General features: G+C 73.0%; 13 protein-coding genes. 10 read left to right on the top strand and 3 right to left on the bottom strand.

Going from position 1 to position 15,539, the window contains the following annotated elements; translation table 11 throughout:
* A partial coding sequence (locus tag JIAGA_RS31005) for a helix-turn-helix domain-containing protein (protein ID WP_035812739.1) occupies positions 1–349 on the bottom strand: 349 nt, incomplete at its 3' end.
* Positions 350–581: 232 nt separating this feature from the next.
* Between JIAGA_RS31005 and pheS the strand changes: the two genes are divergently transcribed.
* Genes pheS through JIAGA_RS0119685 form a run of 3 tightly spaced genes read left to right on the top strand, consistent with a single transcriptional unit; the run spans position 582 to position 5,028 of the window.
* Entirely contained in the window at positions 582–1,691 is a 1,110-nt protein-coding gene (gene pheS, locus JIAGA_RS0119675; RefSeq protein ID WP_026876991.1) for a phenylalanine--tRNA ligase subunit alpha, read from the top strand.
* Positions 1,691–4,210 carry a phenylalanine--tRNA ligase subunit beta gene (gene pheT / locus JIAGA_RS0119680; protein ID WP_026876992.1) on the top strand — a complete coding sequence of 840 codons (2,520 nt, stop codon included), beginning with the start codon at positions 1,691–1,693 and terminating at the stop codon, positions 4,208–4,210. The genes pheS and pheT overlap by 1 nt, the downstream gene beginning before the upstream one ends.
* A complete protein-coding gene (locus JIAGA_RS0119685) occupies positions 4,210–5,028 on the top strand; it encodes an SDR family NAD(P)-dependent oxidoreductase (protein ID WP_026876993.1) in 819 nt (272 codons plus the stop codon). Before pheT ends, JIAGA_RS0119685 begins: the two co-directional genes overlap by 1 nt.
* Before the next feature lie 86 nt (positions 5,029–5,114).
* Here the strand turns inward: JIAGA_RS0119685 and JIAGA_RS0119690 are convergent, their stop codons facing one another.
* The gene (locus JIAGA_RS0119690; RefSeq protein WP_026876994.1) at positions 5,115–6,065 is read right to left on the bottom strand and encodes an aminoglycoside phosphotransferase/kinase family protein; all 951 of its coding nucleotides are present in this window, start codon (positions 6,063–6,065) and stop codon (positions 5,115–5,117) included.
* Between the two features lie 100 nt (positions 6,066–6,165).
* On the opposite strand from JIAGA_RS0119690, the gene argC reads away from it, so the two are divergent.
* The 7 genes from argC to argH are packed head-to-tail and all read left to right on the top strand — an operon-like array spanning position 6,166 to position 13,493.
* Positions 6,166–7,206, top strand: a complete 1,041-nt coding sequence (gene argC, locus JIAGA_RS0119695; protein WP_035812741.1) for an N-acetyl-gamma-glutamyl-phosphate reductase — start codon at positions 6,166–6,168, stop codon at positions 7,204–7,206.
* Positions 7,203–8,360 carry a bifunctional glutamate N-acetyltransferase/amino-acid acetyltransferase ArgJ gene (gene argJ, locus JIAGA_RS0119700; RefSeq protein WP_026876996.1) on the top strand — a complete coding sequence of 386 codons (1,158 nt, stop codon included), beginning with the start codon at positions 7,203–7,205 and terminating at the stop codon, positions 8,358–8,360. The genes argC and argJ overlap by 4 nt, the downstream gene beginning before the upstream one ends.
* An 8-nt stretch (positions 8,361–8,368) precedes the next feature.
* Positions 8,369–9,328 carry an acetylglutamate kinase gene (argB, locus tag JIAGA_RS31010; protein WP_051426701.1) on the top strand — a complete coding sequence of 320 codons (960 nt, stop codon included), beginning with the start codon at positions 8,369–8,371 and terminating at the stop codon, positions 9,326–9,328.
* The gene (locus tag JIAGA_RS0119710; protein WP_084469814.1) at positions 9,325–10,617 is read left to right on the top strand and encodes an acetylornithine transaminase; all 1,293 of its coding nucleotides are present in this window, start codon (positions 9,325–9,327) and stop codon (positions 10,615–10,617) included. Before argB ends, JIAGA_RS0119710 begins: the two co-directional genes overlap by 4 nt.
* The gene (gene argF / locus JIAGA_RS0119715) at positions 10,614–11,546 is read left to right on the top strand and encodes an ornithine carbamoyltransferase (RefSeq protein WP_026876998.1); all 933 of its coding nucleotides are present in this window, start codon (positions 10,614–10,616) and stop codon (positions 11,544–11,546) included. Before JIAGA_RS0119710 ends, argF begins: the two co-directional genes overlap by 4 nt.
* Positions 11,543–12,064 (top strand): arginine repressor, encoded by a 522-nt coding sequence (locus JIAGA_RS0119720; protein WP_026876999.1) that lies wholly within the window; start codon positions 11,543–11,545, stop codon positions 12,062–12,064. The genes argF and JIAGA_RS0119720 overlap by 4 nt, the downstream gene beginning before the upstream one ends.
* A 25-nt stretch (positions 12,065–12,089) precedes the next feature.
* Positions 12,090–13,493: an argininosuccinate lyase gene (gene argH, locus JIAGA_RS0119725; RefSeq protein ID WP_026877000.1), complete on the top strand. Its 1,404-nt coding sequence runs from the start codon at positions 12,090–12,092 to the stop codon at positions 13,491–13,493.
* A gap of 131 nt (positions 13,494–13,624) precedes the next feature.
* On the opposite strand, the gene JIAGA_RS36005 is transcribed toward argH, so the two are convergent.
* Entirely contained in the window at positions 13,625–15,217 is a 1,593-nt protein-coding gene (locus JIAGA_RS36005; RefSeq protein ID WP_026877001.1) for an HNH endonuclease signature motif containing protein, read from the bottom strand.
* Positions 15,218–15,539: the final 322 nt, after the last annotated feature.

The following is a 15,539-nucleotide window of genomic DNA, read 5'->3' on the forward strand; positions in this document are numbered from 1 at the left end:
TCACCGACTGGTCCCGCCCGATCGCTGCGCCGATCTGGGCATACGACAGTCCCTGACGCAGCAGCGCCGCGATCACCGCCCGGTCCTGACTGCTCAACGCCCGACGCTGCCGGGCCAGCGGCCGCTGCTGCCCGCCGGTGACACCGGGAACCGCTGCCGCCCCGCTGCCGGGCAGTCCGCCGCGGCGGCCTGGCTGGATCGATAGGTCCACAAGCCCCGATGCTCGCCACCACAGCACACCAGTCCACGACGACACGCCGACCACCCGCGCCGCCGCCTGCGCCGACAACCCGCCACACAACAGCTCAAAGAACTCCTCACGCACCTCACACGAGAACACCTTCGGCATCGGACAACACCTTCCACCAGGCGTTGCTACGACCGATGGAATCCGCCGACGGAGATGTCGCGATTTCTCCAAGATCAACGTGGACGGGGCGGGCATGGTGCGCGACATGCGCCCAGGGTCGTAGACTCGCGGGTTGTCCGAGCCAGCGCCGCGCGGACGTGTGCGCCCGCACCCGCCGGGGTGCGTGAGCCGCCGTCCGTGAGCCGCAACCCAGCCCTGAGTGACGAGGAAGATGTCCGCGCCGAACAGCGACTACGACCCAGTCCAGGTGACGCCCCTCGACCCCGACGAGGTGGCGCGGATGGTGTCCGACGCCCTGGCCGCGTTCGCCGCGGCCGCCGACCTGGAGCAGCTGAAGCAGGCCCGGCTCGCCCACACCGGTGACCGCTCTCCGCTGGCGCTGGCCAACCGTGAGATCGGCGCACTGCCGCCGCAGGCCCGCAAGGAGGCCGGCCAGCGGGTCGGCACAGCGCGTCGTGAGGTCGCCGACGCGCTGGCGGCGCGGCAGGCGGTGCTGGAGGCCGAGCGCGACGAGCGGGTCCTGGTCGAGGAGGCCGTCGACGTCACGCTGCCGTGGGACCGCGCCGCACAGGGGGCACGGCACCCGCTGACCACGATCCAGGAGCGGGTCGCCGACGTGTTCGTGGCGATGGGCTGGGAGGTCGCCGAGGGCCCCGAGGTGGAGGCCGAGTGGCTGAACTTCGACGCGCTCAACATCGGCCCGGACCACCCGGCACGCACGATGCAGGACACGTTCTTCGTAGAGTCCGAGGACTCTGGGCTGGTGCTGCGCACGCACACGTCGCCCGTCCAGGCGCGCACCATGCTCTCCCGCAAGCCGCCCATCTACGTCATCTGCCCGGGACGCACGTTCCGCACCGACGAGCTCGACGCCACCCACACGCCGGTGTTCAGCCAGGTCGAAGGGCTGGCCGTCGACGAAGGCCTGACCATGGCCCATCTGAAGGGGACACTGGACCACTTCGCGTCGTCCATGTTCGGCGCCGGCATCACCACCCGCCTGCGCCCGTCGTACTTCCCGTTCACCGAGCCCAGCGCCGAGATGGACCTGCAGTGCTTCGTCTGCCGCGGCGCGTCCGTCGGCGACCCCGACAACCCGTGCCGTACCTGCGGCTCCGAGGGCTGGATCGAGTGGGGCGGTTGCGGCATGGTCAATCCGCGGGTGCTGGTCGCCTGCGGCGTCGACCCCGAGCGGTACACCGGCTTCGCGTTCGGCATGGGCCTGGAGCGCACGCTGATGTTCCGGCACGGCATCGAGGACATGCACGACATGGTCGAGGGCGACGTCCGCTTCGCCGCGGCCTTCGGGATGGAGATCTGATGCGCGTCCCCCTCAGCTGGCTGCGCGAGTACACCGAGCTGCCCGGCGACGTCACCGCCCGCGAGGTCGCTGCCCGGCTGGTCCGCGCCGGCCTGGAGGTCGAGACCGTCGAAGAGGCCGGCGCCGACATCACCGGCCCGCTGGTCGTCGGCCGGGTGGTCGAGTTCACCGATGAGCCGCAGAAGAACGGCAAGGTCATCCGCTGGTGCTCCGTCGACGTCGGCGAGCCGGAGCCGCGCGGCATCGTCTGCGGCGCGCACAACTTCGCCACCGGTGACCTCGTCGTGGTCTCACTGCCCGGCGCCGTGTTGCCAGGCGGCTTCGCCATCGCCGCCCGCAAGACGTACGGCCACGTGTCCGACGGCATGATCTGCTCCACCAAGGAGCTGGGCCTGGGCGACGACCACGCCGGCATCCTGGTCCTGGAGCAGGACGAGGCCGAGCCCGGCGACGACGCCATCGAGCTGCTGAAGCTGCGCGACGACGTCCTGGACATCGCCGTCACACCGGACCGCGGCTACTGCCTGTCCATCCGCGGCGTGGCCCGTGAAGCCGCCACCGCTTTCGGGGTCCCGTACGCCGACCCCGGCGACCCAGGGGTGCGCGCCGACATCGCGTCGACCGGTGCCGACGGCTACCCGGTGCGGGTGGAGGACACCGCGCGGTGCCCGGTCTTCGCCGCCCGTACCGTCACCGGCTTCGACCCGTCCGCGCCCAGCCCGCGCTGGCTGCAGCGGCGGGTCCAGCTGGCCGGGATGCGGCCCATCTCGCTGGCCGTCGATGTCACCAACTATGTGATGCTCGAGCTCGGGCAGCCCATCCACGGCTACGACCGCGACGCGCTGCGCGGCCCGATCGTCGTGCGCCGGGCCGAGGACGGCGAGAAGCTGACGACGCTCGACGGCGTCGTGCGCACCCTGGACGTCGACGACCTGCTCATCACCGACGACTCCGGCCCGATCGGCCTGGCCGGCGTCATGGGCGGCGGCACCACGGAGCTCAGCGGCGCCACCACCTCCGTCGTCATCGAGGCCGCCACCTTCGAGCCCACCGGGGTCGCCCGCACCGCTCGCCGGCACAAGCTGCCCAGCGAGGCGTCCAAGCGGTTCGAGCGGGGCGTCGACCCGGCCCTGCCGGCGGTCGCGGCGCAGCGCGTGGCCGACCTGCTGGTCGAGCTGGGCGGTGCGACACAGGAACCGGGCCTGACGGTGGTCGGCACGGCGCCGTCGCCGTCGCCCATCGAGATCGACGTGACGCTGCCGGCCCGGGTGGCCGGCGTGGACTATCCGGCCCACGAGGTGACGGCACTGCTCAGCGCCGTCGGTGCCCGCGTGGACGACGCCGGGGCGGGCCGGATCGCGGTGCACCCGCCGACCTGGCGTCCTGATCTCACCGACCCGTACGACCTGGTCGAGGAGGTCGCGCGGCTGCACGGCTACGACGCCGTCCCGTCGGTGCTGCCGGTCGCGCCGGCCGGGCGCGGCATCACCGCCGGGCAGCGGCTGCGGCGGCGGATCGAGCGGGCGATCGCGTCCGCCGGTTACGTCGAGGCGCCGTCGTACCCGTTCGTCGGTGCGGCCGACTTCGACGCGCTCGGGTTCCCCGCCGACGACCCCCGCCGCCGGGCGCTGCGGCTGGCCAACCCGATCTCGGAGGAGCAGCCGCTGCTGCGCACGTCGCTGCTGCCGGGCCTGCTCGCGACCCTGCGCCGCAACGTCGGCCGCGGCGCGACGGACGTCGCGGTGTACGAGTCCGGACTGGTGTTCCGGCCCGAGCCCGGTCCGCTGCCGGTGCCGCCGCGGCTGCCGGTGCCGCCGCGGCTGCCGGTCGACCGGCGGCCCACCGACGACGAGCTGGCCCGGCTGCTGGCCGCGGTGCCGGCGCAGCCGCGCCGGGTGGCCGTCGCACTCGCCGGTGACCGCGAGCCCGCCGGCTGGTGGGGCCCGGCCCGCCCGGTGAACTGGGCCGACGGTGTCGAGGCCGCTCGGGTGGTGGCGCACGCGGCCGGCGTGACGCTGCGGGTCGAACGTGACGAGCACGCACCGTGGCACCCGGGCCGGTGCGCGGCCCTGTACGCCGGCGACACCCTGGTCGGGCATGCCGGCGAGCTGCACCCGCGGGTGGTGGCCGCGCTCGGCCTGCCGCCGCGCACCGTGGCCATGGAGCTGGAGTTGGACCGGTTCTTCCCCGCCGGCGTGGTCGACGAGCCGGTGCCGGCGCCGTCGGTCTCGACCTTCCCGGTGGCGACGCAGGACGTCGCGCTGGTCGTCGACCTGGCGGTGCCGGCGGCCGCCGTCGAGGAGGCGCTGCGCTCCGGCGCCGGCGAGCTGCTGGAGTCGGTGCGGCTGTTCGACGTGTTCACCGGCGAGCAGCTCGGCGCGGGCAAGAAGTCGCTGGCCTACGCGCTGCGGTTCCGGGCACCGGACCGCACCCTCACCGTCGAGGAGACCACCGCGGCCCGCGACGCCGCGGTGGCGGCCGCCGCTGAGCGCACCGGCGCCGTGCTGCGAGGCAGCTGATGACGGCGGCACTCCCGGCCGGGCGGACGGCACTCGTCACCGGCGCCAGCCGAGGCATCGGCCGGGCGCTCGCGTTGGGCCTGGCCGACCGCGGTGTCGCGGTCGGCCTGATCGCCCGGCACCGGGAGAGCCTGGACGCGGTGGTGGCCGAATGCCGGCACCGCGGCGTGGCCGCGGCCGGCGTCACCGCCGACGTCACCGACCACGAGGAGGTGGCCGCCGCGGTCGAGGCGATCGCCGGCCACCTCGACCGTATCGATCTGCTGGTCAACAACGCCGGTGTCATCGAACAGGTGGAGCTGCCGTTCCTCGACACCGCCGTCGAGGAGAGCTGGCGCGTCGTCGAGGTCAACGTGCGCGGCCCGCTGCTGGTCACCCACGCGGTGCTGCCGCTCATGCTGGCCGGTGGCGGCGGCCGGATCGTGAACATGAACAGCGGCCTGGGCTACCGCTCGGCCGGCCACTACACCGGCTACGCCATGGCCAAGGGCGCGCTGGCGCGCTTCACGTCGATGCTGGACGTCCAATACCGCGAGCGGGGGATCGCCGCGTTCGACGTCTCGCCCGGCCACGTCGAGACCGACATGACCACGGCGATGCCCATGCATGCCGGCCGCACGTCGTGGACGGCCGCCGACGACGTCGTAGGCCTGGTCGCCGCCATCGGCGACGGCCGCCTCGACGAGCTGTCCGGGCGGTTCTTCCGGGCCGGCACCGACACCCCCGAATCGCTGCTGGCGCTGCGCGAGGAGATCCTGGCCCGCGATGCCCGGGCGCTGCGGCTGTCCCTGGCCGGGCCCGACGACCCCCTGAGCTGACAGAGCCGCCCGAGCTGGGTGCGCCGTTCGCGGTGCGCATCGTGCCGGCGGACCTGGTGCGCGCCCGCTGAGCGGTCGTGCCGGTGTCACTGCCAGCCGGTGCGGCGGCGCACCCAGTCCAGCGTGGTGACGTGCTGGGCGCGCTGGAATTCCCGCAGGGTCGGCAGCCCGGGTGGGGCCGGCCGCCGCGCGTACGCGCCGAAGAACCCGGCCACCCCGGCCAGTAGCGCCGTCACGTGCTCGGGGTCCACACCGGCCAGCAGCGGATGGCCGTCGAGGTACGGCTCGGGGTCGTGGCCATGGAAGGCGGCGTTCATCTGCAGCAGCACCGAGTCGAGCCAGGCCGCGCCGCGGAACGCCCACGGCCAGTCGACGAACCAGACCCGCGACCCGGACAGCAGGACGTTGTCGGCCCGCAGGTCGAAGTGGACGAGCGTGTCGCCGTCCACGTGGTCCAGGGCCGACGCCGCCAGGTCGGCCAGCCGGCCCAGATGGCGGCGCTCCCACGGGTCGAGGTCCGCCGGCGGGTCCGTGGCCAGCCCGCGGTAGCAGTGCATCTCGGCCCGGAGGGCGGCCGAGGCCGGGCGGGCATCCGGATACGGGCACGGCGTCAGCGCCCGTGACAGCTCGACCACCGCGTCCGCCACCGTCCGCAACTCGTCGGCGCGCCACGGCTCGTGCGGCATCCGGCCGTCGACCTCGTCGAAGACCAGCGCCACCCAGTCGCCGTCGTCGTAGGTGCCGCGCAGCCGGGGGACCGGCGCGGCGGCCGGAATCCGTGCCGCCACCACGGACTCGGCTCGGTGGATGCCCGGAGAATCGGGGTTGAGCGAGGTGCCGACCGCTTTGACGAAAGCGCGACTGCCGTCGGCGCAGTGGACGCGGGCGGCCAGGCCGGGGGAGAAGCCGCCGCTCTGGTTCACGGCGGCGACGACCGGTGCGCCGAGTACGCCCTCGATGCCGGCCCGCACGGCGGCGGGCAGCGACTCCCATGGTGCGCGGGTTCCGGCGGCGGGGACGAGACGGGGCGTGGTCATCGCGTCATCCTGCCGGGTGGCCGCCCGTGGGTGCATCTGGGTTTCTGTCCTAGGGGTGTCTTGGTTGCATGAAATTGCGTCGCACTGCATACTCATTCGCATGGGAGCGACAGTCGCGATCGCGGGTGCCAGTGGTTACGCCGGGGGTGAGCTGCTGCGCCTGCTGCTCGCGCACCCCGAGTTCGGCGTCGGCGCGGTAACGGCGCATTCGAAGGCAGGTGAGCGTCTGGGCACGCACCACCCGCAGCTCGTGGAGTTGGCCGGCCGCACCTTGGAGCCCACCACGGCCGAGGTCCTGGCCGGTCACGACGTGGTGATCCTGGCGCTGCCGCACGGGGCGTCGGCCGAGATCGCCGCCCAGCTGCCCGCCGACACCCTGGTGCTGGACTGCGGCGCGGATCACCGGCTCACCGATGCGGCGGCGTGGCGGCGCTTCTACGGCACCGAGCACGCCGGCAGCTGGCCGTACGGCCTGCCCGAGCTGGTACTCGCGGGCGGCGGCAAGCAGCGCGACGCCCTGCCCGGAGCCACTCGGATCGCCGTCCCCGGTTGCAACGTGACCGCCGTGACGCTCGCGCTGGCGCCGGGCCTGGCCGCCGGCGTGGTCGCGCCCGACGACGTCGTCGCCGTGCTGGCCTGCGGCACGTCCGGTGCCGGGAAGTCGGTGAAGCCGCACCTGCTCGCAAGCGAGATCATGGGCGCGGCCAGCCCGTACGCCGTCGGCGGTGTGCACCGGCACATCCCGGAGATCCAGCAGAACCTGCGGCTTGCCGCCGGTGCCGACGTCAGTCTGTCGTTCACCCCGTCCCTGGTGCCGATGAGCCGCGGCATCCTCGCCACCGTGACGGCGAAGCTGACCGGCGACGCCGCCGGCGTCCGGGCCGCGTGGGAGCAGGCCTACGCCGACGAGCCGTTCGTGCACCTGCTGCCCGAGGGGCAGTGGCCCACCACCGCCGCCGTTCTCGGCGCCAACACCGCGCATGTGCAGGTCACCGTCGACGAGGCGGCCGGCCGGGTGGTCACGATCGCGGCCGTCGACAACCTCACCAAGGGCACCGCGGGGGCGGCCGTGCAGTCGGCCAACCTGGCGCTGGGGTTGCCGGAGACACTCGGCCTGCCGGTGACGGGGGTGGCGCCGTGAGCGTCACCGCGGCCGCCGGGTTCCGGGCCGCCGGCGTCGCTGCCGGGCTCAAGCCCAGCGGCAAGCCGGACGTCGCCCTCGTCGTCAACGACGGTCCCCGGCACGATGCCGCCGCCGTCTTCACGTCCAACCGGTGCAAGGCGAACCCCGTGCTGTGGAGCGAGCGCACCATCGTCGACGGGAAGCTGTCGGCCGTCGTTCTGAACTCCGGCGGCGCCAACTGCTACAACGGCCCCGAGGGATTCCAGACCACGCACGCCAGCGCCGAGCTGGTGGCCGAGCTGATCGGCGGCCAGGCGTTCGACGTCGCCGTCTGCTCCACCGGGCTGATCGGCCAGCCGCTGGACCGGGAGATCCTCGAGGCGGGTATCCGGGCCGCGGCCGAGGCCCTGGCCGCCGACGGCGGGTCAGCGGCAGCACAGGCGATCATGACCACCGACACGGTCCGCAAGGAGTCCGTCGCCGCTGGTGACGGCTGGGTGGTCGGCGGCATGGCGAAGGGCGCGGGCATGCTCGCACCGGCGCTGGCGACCATGCTGGTGGTCATCACCACCGACGCGGTCGCCGACGCCACCGATCTGGACGCCGCGCTGCGGGCGGCCACGGCCCGGACGTTCGACCGGCTCGACACCGACGGCTGCATGTCCACCAACGACACCGTCGCCCTGCTGTCCAGCGGCGCCTCCGCGGTCCGGGCGGACCTCGACGAGCTGACGGCCGCGGTCACCGCCGTCTGCGCCGACCTTGCCGAACAGCTGTGGCACGACGCGGAGGGCGCGCACCACGACATCAAGATCGAGGTGACCGGCGCGGCCACCGAGGCCGACGCCGTCGAGGTCGCCCGGGCGGTGTCGCGCAGCAACCTGTTCAAGGCCGCGGTCTTCGGCAACGACCCGAACTGGGGCCGGGTGCTCGCCGCCGTCGGCACCACAAGGGCCACGTTCGAGCCGGACAAGATCGACATCGCGATGAACGGCGTCACGGTCTGCCGCGCCGGTGGCACCCAGCTGGGCGAGCCGTCCAGCGCGGTCGACCTCACCGGCCGCGACGTACACGTGCTGGTGGACCTCAACGCGGGGGAGCGGACCGCGACCATCCTCACCAGCGATCTCACGCACGACTACGTGCACGAGAACTCGGCGTACTCGACATGAGCGGCGGCATGACACAGACGGAGAACGAGACGGGGGGCGCCACCGGCGCGTTGGCGAAGGCGGCCGTGCTGGTGGAGGCGCTGCCGTGGCTGGAGCGGTTCCACAGCAAGATCGTCGTGGTCAAGTACGGCGGCAACGCCATGATCGACGACGGCCTCAAGCGGGCCTTCGCCAAGGACATCGTGTTCCTGCGGCTGGCCGGGCTGAAGCCGGTGGTGGTGCACGGCGGCGGGCCGCAGATCACCGCCATGCTCGGGCGCCTGGGCATCGAGAGCGAGTTCCGCGGCGGGCTGCGGGTCACCACACCCGAGGCCATGGACGTCGTGCGGATGGTGCTCGTCGGGCAGGTCGGACGTGAGATCGTCGGTCTGATGAACGCGCACGGGCCACTGGCGGTAGGGCTGTCCGGTGAGGACGCCGGGCTGTTCACCGCGCGCCGGCAGTCGGCCGTGGTCGACGGCGAGCAGGTCGACATCGGGCTGGTCGGCGACGTGGCTGAGGTCGACGCCGGGGCGGTTCTTGATCTCATCGACGCGGGGCGCATCCCGGTGGTGTCGTCGGTCGCGCCGGACCCGGACGGCGTGGTGCACAACGTCAACGCCGACACTGCCGCGGCCGCGCTGGCCGTCGAGCTGGGCGCGGAGAAGCTGGTGGTCCTCACCGACGTCGAGGGCCTCTACCGCAACTACCCGGTGGACACCGAGATCGTGCAGGAGATCGCCGCCGGCGAGCTCGAGACGCTGCTGCCGTCGCTGTCGGCCGGCATGATCCCGAAGATGCAGGCGTGCCTGCGCGCGGTCGAGGGCGGCGTGCCGGAGGCGACCATCATCGACGGCCGGGTGCCGAACTCGCTGCTGTTGGAGGTCTTCACCGATGAGGGCGTGGGAACGATGGTCGTCCCGGGCGCCGGCCGAGGGGCCGCAGTGGGCGGCGAGTCACACCAAGGGGAAAAGGTAGTGGCGCCATGACGTACCAGGCCGAAGCGTCCGGGCAGCTGGCTCAGTTGCCGGGTTTCGACGAGGACCCGCTCGCGGCGGGCAACAACGCGGCGTGGACGGCGCGCTACGAGCGCTCGCTCATGAACACCTTCGGCAGCCCGCAGCGGGTGCTGGTGCGCGGCGAGGGCTGCTACGTGTGGGACGCCGACGGCCGTCGCTACCTCGACCTGCTCGGCGGGCTCGCGGTGAACGCGCTGGGCCACGCGCATCCGCTGCTGGTGTCCACCGTCACCGCGCAGCTGGCCACCCTCGGGCACGTCTCCAACTTCTTCGCCACGGCGCCGCAGGTGGCGCTGGCCGAGCGACTGCTGGAACTGCTCGGTGCGCCGGGTGCTCCGGGCCTGGCCGGCGGCCAGCAGGGCCGGGTGTTCTTCGCCAACTCCGGCACCGAGGCCAACGAGGCGGCGTTCAAGATCGCCCGCCGGACCGGCCGGCCGAACATCGTCGCCACCGAGGGCGGGTTCCACGGCCGCACCATGGGCGCGCTGGCGCTGACCGGGAAGCCGACCATCCGGGAGCCGTTCGAGCCGCTGCCGGCGGGGGTGTCGTTCGTGCCGTTCGGTGACGCCGAGGCGCTGGAGGCGGCCGTCGACGGTGACACCGCGGCGGTGTTCCTCGAACCGGTCCAGGGCGAGGGCGGGGTGCTGCCGGCACCGACCGGCTACCTGGCGGCCGCGCGCGAGATCACTGCCCGGCACGGTGCGCTGCTGGTCGTCGACGAGATCCAGACCGGGGTCGGCCGCACGGGCGACTGGTTCGCCCACGCCGCCGAGGGCATCACCCCCGACGTCGTCACCGTCGCCAAGGGCTTGGGCGGCGGCATCCCGATCGGCGCCTGTATCGGCCTGGGCCGGGCCGCCGACCTGCTCGGACCCGGCACACACGGCACCACGTTCGGCGGCAACCCGGTCGCCGCGGCGGCAGGGCTGGCCGTGCTGCACGCCATCGAACGCGACGGGCTGCTGGAGAACGTGCGCAGCGTTGGCGCGCACCTGCGTGCCGGTGTCCTCGGGCTGGGCCACCCCCTGGTGCAAGGGGTGCGCGGGCGCGGGCTGCTGCTCGGCATCCAGATGGCCGCCCCACTGGCCGCGCAGGCGGCCGGGGAAGCGCTCGCGGCCGGATTCATCGTCAACCCGGTCGCGCCCGACACCGTGCGGCTGGCACCGCCGCTCATCCTCGACACCGCACAGGCCGACGAGTTCCTCGCCGCGCTGCCCGCGGTGCTGGACGCCGTCGCCGACGGCAAGGAGACACCATGACCCGGCATTTCCTCCGCGACGACGACCTGTCCCCGGCCGAGTACCACCAGGTGCTGGACATGGCCGACGAGCTCAAGGCGGACCGGTTCGCCTACCGGCCGCTCGAGGGGCCGAAGGCCGTCGCCGTCATCTTCGACAAACCCTCCACCCGCACCCGGGTGTCCTTCAGCGTCGGCATCGCCGAGCTGGGCGGCTACCCGCTGGTCATCGACGCGCAGACGTCGCAGCTGGGCCGGGGCGAGCCGATCGCCGACACCGCCCGGGTGCTGGACCGGCAGTGTGAAGCCATCGTGTGGCGGACGTTCGCGCAGACCCGGCTGGCCGAGATGGCCGCGGCGTCCGCCGTCCCCGTCGTGAACGCCCTCACCGACGAGTTCCACCCCTGTCAGCTGCTGGCCGACCTGCAGACCGTCCGCGAACGCAAGGGCGTCCTGGCCGGCCTCACACTCACCTACGCCGGCGACGGTGCCAACAACATGGCGCACTCCTACCTGCTGGCGGGCGCCAGTGTCGGCATGCACGTGCGGGTGGCGTCACCGGGCGACTATGCGCCGGACCCCGACGTGTTGCGGCGGGCCGCGGAGATCGCGTCCGGAACCGGCGGCTCCGTCGCGCACGTCACCGACCCTGCCGACGCCTTCGCCGGCGCCGACGTCCTGGCCACGGACACCTGGGTGTCGATGGGCCAGGAAGCGGAGGGGCAGAGTCGCGAGCAGCCGTTCGTCCCGTACGCGCTCACCCAGGCCGCCGTCGATGCCGCCGCGCGCGAGGCCATCGTGCTGCACTGCCTGCCCGCATACCGCGGCAAGGAGATCGCCGCGGCGGTGATGGACGGCCCGGCCAGCGCGGTCTGGGACGAGGCGGAGAACCGGCTGCACGCGCAGAAGGCACTGCTGACCTGGCTGCTTTCACAGGAGGCGATGGCATGACACAACCTGCCACTCGCGCGGCCCGGCACAGCCGGATCGCGGAGATCCTCGCGCAGAACCCGATCCGGTCGCAGTCGGAGCTGTCCGTGCGGCTGGGCGAGAGCGGCATCGACGTCACCCAGGGCACACTCTCGCGTGACCTCGACGAGCTCGGCGCGGTCAAGATCCGCAACGCCCAGGGCTGGCTGGTGTACGCGCTGCCCGGAGAGGGCGGCGACATGCGCCCCCGCGCGGCAGAGGAAGGCGCCGTCGACGCCCGCCTGATCCGGGTCTGCGAGGAGATCCTCGTGTCGGCGCGGTCGTCGGCGAACCTGGTCGTGCTGCGCACGCCGCCCGGTGCGGCGCAGTACCTCGCGTCGGCGATCGATCACGCCAGCCGCGCGGACATCCTGGGCACCATCGCGGGTGACGACACCGTCCTCGTCATCTCCACCGACCCGGCCGGCGGGGAGCAGGTAGCGGCCTGGTTCCTCGCCCTCGCCGAGGGCAACGTGCCCGCCCCGGCGCACCAGAGCTGACCACGAACGACACAGCGGAGGACGAGTGAGCAACAGCGCATTGTGGGGCGGCCGGTTCGACGGCGGGCCTGCCGACGCTCTGGCAGCCCTGTCGAAGTCGACCCACTTCGACTGGCGGCTGGCGCCACAGGACATCGCCGGGTCGCGGGCGCACGCCACCGTGCTCAACCAGGCCGGCCTGCTGACCGACGCGGAGTTGGCGGCCATGCTGGCCGGACTGGACCAGCTGGCCGACGACGTCGCCTCCGGTGACTTCCAGCCGGCGCCGGGCGACGAGGACGTGCACACCGCGTTGGAGCGGGGCCTGATCGAGCGGGTCGGGCCGGACCTCGGCGGCAAGCTGCGAGCCGGCCGGTCGCGCAACGACCAGGTGGCGACGCTGTTCCGGATGTATCTGCGCGAGTCGGCCCGGACGGTGTCCGACCTGGTGCTGGACCTGGTCGACGTCCTGGTGGCGCAGGCGTCGGAACACCTCGAGGTGGCCATGCCGGGCCGCACCCACCTGCAGCACGCCCAGCCGGTGCTGCTGTCGCACCACCTGCTGGCACACGCGTGGGCGCTGCTGCGCGACGTCGACCGGCTGCGCGACTGGGACCGCCGCACCGACGTGTCGCCGTACGGTTCCGGAGCGCTGGCGGGATCGTCGCTGGGCCTGGACCCGTCGTTCGTCGCGACGTACCTGGGGTTCTCGGCGGCGGCGGAGAACTCCATCGACGGCACCGCCTCGCGGGACTTCGTCGCCGAGGCCGCGTTCGTGCTGGCGATGATCGGCGTCGACGTCTCGCGGATCGCCGAGGAGATCATCCTCTGGGCGACCAAGGAGTTCTCCTTCGTCACCCTCGACGACGCGTGGTCGACCGGTTCGTCGATCATGCCGCAGAAGAAGAACCCCGACATCGCCGAGCTGGCCCGCGGGAAGGCCGGTCGGCTGGTCGGCAACCTCACCGGCCTCATGACCACGCTCAAGGCGCTGCCGCTGGCCTACAACCGGGACCTCCAGGAGGACAAGGAGCCGGTCTTCGACTCCTTGGACACCCTGATGCTGCTGCTGCCGGCGTTCACCGGCATGGTGGCGACGCTGACGTTCGACACCGCGCGGCTGGAGGCCTTGGCGCCGCAGGGATTCTCGCTGGCCACGGATGTGGCCGAATGGCTGGTCCGGCAGGGTGTGCCGTTCCGGTCCGCGCATGAGATCGCCGGGGCGTGCGTCCGGGAGTGCGAGTCGCGAGGCATCGAGCTGTGGGACCTGTCGGACGACGACCTCGCCGGCATCTCGCCGTCGTTGACGCCGCAGGTGCGGTCGGTGCTGAGCGTGCCGGGCTCGCTCGCTTCGCGCTCGGCCCGAGGTGGCACCGCGCCGGTCCGGGTGCGCGAGCAACTCGACGCCGTCCGCGCGGCGGTGGCTCAGGGCCGGCAGGCCTGGCCCTGACCCCTCCCAATCCCGGGTTCTGCGCCTCCGTCTGACCGGCGCCCTGGTTCGGCGCCCGGTGCCGCGCGAGCGGGTCACGACGCGCGGCCTCGCCCTGCGCGGGTGACTGCCTTCTTCGCAGGGCGTGCGGGTCAGAAGGGTGGGGGTTCGGGTGGGGCTTGCGTTCCGGCGACGGGGCCGACGGCCTCGGGTTCGGCGGGGTAGGTGAATCCGGCGGGGGTGGTCCAGGATCTGGTGCCGTCGCTGTGGGTGTGGATGGTGTGCCCGTGATGCGTCCGGTCGAGGTGATGGGTGCGGTGCAGGAGCCAGGTGTTGGCTGCGCCGGTGGTGCCGCCTTGGTGATACGGGATCACGTGGTCGATGTCGGTGTCGGTGCCGGGTCGGGCGCAGGTGGGGAAGCGGCAGGTGGTGTCGCGGGCGACGACGAACGCGGCCAGCGCGGCCGGCGGGGCATAGGTGGTGTGTCCGTATTCGAGGGCTTCGCCGGTCGCGGGGTCGGTGAGTAGGCGGCGCAGGGTGGCGTCGGCGGTGATGCGGCGGGCGGTGGTGGCGGTGATGGGGCCGTAGCCGTGGAGGTGGGCGGGTTGGTCGTCTGCGCCTGCGAGTGCGGTGATGGGGACCGTGACCAGGACGGTGGCGGCTCGGCCGCGTCGCTTTCCCAGCCGGAGCACGCTGTCGCTGTGAGCGTTCTGGGGGCCGTGAGCCGCGCTGGAGCGGTGGTCGTCGTGGCTGCCGCGCGTGTCGGCGTGGCTGGTGCCGCAGCTGTCGCTGGTGCCAGCGTGATTGCCGCCGGTGCCGGTGCCGTCGCGGGGGCTTGTGCAGGTGGGGTTGCAGCAGCCGAGGTGGCCGAGGGTGAGGGCGGTCCAGCCCAGGCCGGTGAGGGTGTCGAAGCGGTGGTGGTCCAGGGTGCGTCGATCGCCGTGTTTGCGGGCGCGGGTGCGGGCGTGGTGGGCGGCGGCGTCGATGGCGGTCCAGAGGGCGGTGAGGTCTTCGGCGGGCCCGTAAAGGTAGAGCTGGGCCATGCCGTCGTCTCCGCCCGGCGATGCGGGCTCGGGTCGCTGGACCCGGCGCCGGTCGGTGGCGTCGCGGTGGCGTTGTTCGGCGCCGGTGGGGTCGGCGGCGATGACCGCGCGGCGTAGGGCGGTGTCGAGGGCGGTGCGGGTTTTGTGTTCGGCGACGGGGAGGACGGCGGCTTCGACGCTGCGGCGGGTGTCGGGGTTGGGCAGGCAGCGGGTGCGCTCGGTGATCAGTCGCGCCTTGTCCGCGTCGATCCGTCCGGCCGTCAGCGCGTCCAGGGTGGTCGGCAGTTCCTCGACCAGCTCCACCGCGGTGGCGACGCGGTGGGCAGCGCGCCCGGGTGACCAGGCCAACGCCAGGGACACCTCGCTGCCGGCGGCTTGCACGGCGCGATGCTCATGCGTTCCCCCGGCGGTGTCTGGGTAGGTGCAGTGCTGGTATTCGGGCTGGGCGGCCAGCGCGGCGAACACGGCGAGCTGGCGGGCCTCGGCGTAGGCCTTCTGTCGCTCCCACGCCACGGCCAGCACCACGAGATCATGTGCCGGCAGTCCGGCCACCTCGATACCGGCCAGCTCGGCGACCAGTTCCGGCCCGGGCGGCAGCTGGGTGAGATCTTCCAGGTCCGGTCGACGGCCGCCGCCTCCGTCGGGATCACCGGCCGGGTCTTGCCCGGAACCGTCGTTGCCGGTACCTGCCCTACCGAACACCGTCAGAACACCCCATCTCCGATCACCGTGACAACGTGGGAGCGCTCGACATGTGAGCGCGCCACCCGCATTGACCGACCGGCTGGGGCGGACGACCACCTCACCACCTGGTGGGTGACCGTGAAAGACCTGACATCCCGACAGAGACGCCCGTCTCAAAACAGCTGACGCCAATTTATCAAACTCAGGTTCGATAATCAACGTCGGCCAGTGGACCGCTTCTCAGGGTGGGGCTCTGGCTGCACGCGACAGGGTAGCTGACCAGTGCCGGCCGCCCGGAGCTCGACGAGACTTACGCGTCCGACGCGCTGACGAAGCGTGC

The sequence above is a fragment of the Jiangella gansuensis DSM 44835 genome, assembly GCF_000515395.1.
Classification (GTDB): domain Bacteria; phylum Actinomycetota; class Actinomycetes; order Jiangellales; family Jiangellaceae; genus Jiangella; species Jiangella gansuensis.